The following is a 2,204-nucleotide window of genomic DNA, read 5'->3' as shown; positions in this document are numbered from 1 at the left end:
CTGGAGCTGGGACGAGGCCACCGTCACCTTCTCGATCGTCGATGACGGCCCCGGTTTTCCGGCCGAGATCATCGACCGCATCGGCGAGCCCTATATGTCGACGCGCCAGGGCAATGAAACCGGCGGTGGTCTGGGCCTCGGCCTGTTCATCGCCAAGACCCTGCTCGAACGCTCTGGTGCCGTGCTCGATTTCCGCAATTCGGGTGGCCTGGGCGAGGGCGCCATGGTCCAGATATCGTGGCCGCGTGGTGTGTTCCTCAATCCGGAAATCACTTCGGCCAGCATGTTCGACACTGCCTGAGAGCCTTGAAGGACCTCTAAAAATTGGACAAGGAGGCTCAGGAACTATATTTGCGTAAAATTAAGGCAGCAGGAATTTTGAGACTATGACAGGCGACGAGAATATTGGCGCAATGGTTGAAGGCGAGGACACCTCGCTGCTTGTCGTCGATGACGACAAGCCGTTCCTCACGCGTCTGGCCCGCGCCATGGAAGCCAGGGGCTTCGTGGTCGAGACGGCCGAGAGCGTCGAGGAGGCGGTTGCCAAGGCGCGCGCCAATCCGCCCGCCTACGCCGTGGTCGACATGCGGCTCGGCGACGGCAACGGCCTCGACGTGGTCGCGGCCATCCGCGAAAAGCGCGAGGATTCCCGCACCATCATCCTGACCGGCTATGGCAACATCGCCACCGCGGTGACCGCGGTGAAGCTCGGTGCGGTCGATTATCTCTCCAAGCCCGCCGACGCCGATGATATCTTCGCCGCACTCACCCGCACCGCCGGCGAGCGCGCGGCGCCGCCGGAAAACCCGATGTCGGCCGACCGCGTCCGATGGGAGCATATCCAGCGCGTCTATGAGATGTGCGAGCGCAACGTCTCCGAGACAGCGCGCCGGCTCAACATGCACCGTCGCACCTTGCAGCGCATACTGGCAAAGCGCGCGCCGCGTTAAGGCCACCGTTTGCCATCTTGCCGATTGAAACCCGCCGAAACAGGCGGCATGACGGAGGCGACATGCAGGATCTGAAGCAGCGGCCGATTTCCGTCTTCCGCGAATTTCTCGATAGCGAAGCGGCCGGCGGCATCATCCTGATGGCGGCGGCGGCACTTGCGTTGATCGTCGCCAACTCGCCGCTCGCCGAAACCTATTTCTCCGTGCTCCACGCCTATCTCGGCCCGCTCAGCGTCTCGCACTGGGTCAATGACGGGCTGATGGCGGTGTTCTTCCTGCTCGTCGGGCTGGAGATCAAGCGCGAGATGCTGGACGGCCAGCTCTCCACCTGGCCTCGGCGCGTGCTGCCCGGCATCGCCGCCGCCGGCGGCATGCTGGTTCCGGCACTCGTCTATGTCGCCGTCAACCGCAACAATGCGGCCGCCCTGTCCGGCTGGGCGATCCCGACCGCCACCGACATAGCTTTTGCGCTCGGCGTGCTGTCGCTGCTCGGCAGCCGCGTGCCGGCTTCGCTGAAGGTGTTCCTCACAGCATTGGCCATCATCGACGACCTCGGTGCCGTCATCATCATCGCCATCTTCTACACCAGCGGCTTGTCGCTGGCTTATCTGGGTGCCGCCTTCGCAATCATTGCCGCGCTTGTCGTGCTCAACCGCATGCGGGTGATGACGCTTGTGCCCTATCTCGTTCTGGGCGTCGTCCTGTGGGTTCTGGTGCTGAAATCTGGCGTCCATGCAACGCTTGCCGGCGTGGCGCTGGCGCTGACCATCCCGCTTGAGCGCTCCGCCGGGATCGGTCACGATCTGGACCGTTCGCCGCTGCACCGGCTCGAGCACGGCCTGCACAAGATTGTGGCTTTCGTCGTCATCCCGATCTTCGGCTTTGCCAATGCCGGCGTTTCGCTCGCCGGCCTGAGCTTTGGCGCGCTGATCGAGCCGTTGACGCTGGGTGTCGCCGCCGGCCTGGTGGTCGGCAAGCTGGTCGGCGTGTTCGGCTCCTCGGCACTTGCCATCAGGCTGGTTTTTGCCGCCCTACCCGCCAATGCCGGCTGGACGCACATGATCGGCATATCGCTGCTGTGCGGCATCGGCTTCACCATGAGCCTGTTCATCGGCCTGCTCGCCTTCGCCGGCGACGTGGCGCTGCAGGACGCGGTCAAGGTCGGCATCCTCGCCGGCTCCTTCATCGCCGCCATCCTGGGCGCTGCCGTGCTGCTCATGGCGTCCGCTAGGGGTGGCGTGGAGGACGGCGAAG

General features: G+C 64.4%; 3 protein-coding genes. All 3 read left to right on the top strand.

Annotated features, from left to right (window positions below):
• Nucleotides 1-301 (top strand): ATP-binding protein (locus EN879_RS32915; RefSeq protein WP_164774727.1); only part of this gene is annotated, 301 nt, incomplete at its 5' end.
• Between the two features lie 85 nt (nt 302-386).
• Nucleotides 387-950 (top strand): ActR/PrrA/RegA family redox response regulator transcription factor, encoded by a 564-nt coding sequence (locus tag EN879_RS32910; RefSeq protein ID WP_013528072.1) that lies wholly within the window; start codon nt 387-389, stop codon nt 948-950.
• Between the two features lie 62 nt (nt 951-1,012).
• Nucleotides 1,013-2,204: Na+/H+ antiporter NhaA (gene nhaA / locus EN879_RS32905; RefSeq protein WP_127274556.1), on the top strand; the 1,192-nt coding region annotated here is incomplete at its 3' end.

Origin of the sequence: Mesorhizobium sp. M7A.F.Ca.AU.002.02.1.1 (genome assembly GCF_003998535.1) — a bacterium.
In the GTDB taxonomy this organism is placed as follows: Bacteria; Pseudomonadota; Alphaproteobacteria; order Rhizobiales; family Rhizobiaceae; genus Mesorhizobium; species Mesorhizobium ciceri.
The sequence above is the reverse complement of the archived record's forward strand: the minus strand, read 5'-3'. Positions and strand labels throughout refer to the sequence as shown.

Excerpts from the sequence above, each read along its gene's own strand:
- EN879_RS32910 (WP_013528072.1), top strand. The coding sequence starts at position 387 with ATGACAGGCGACGAGAATATTGGCGCAATGGTTGAAGGCGAGGACACC.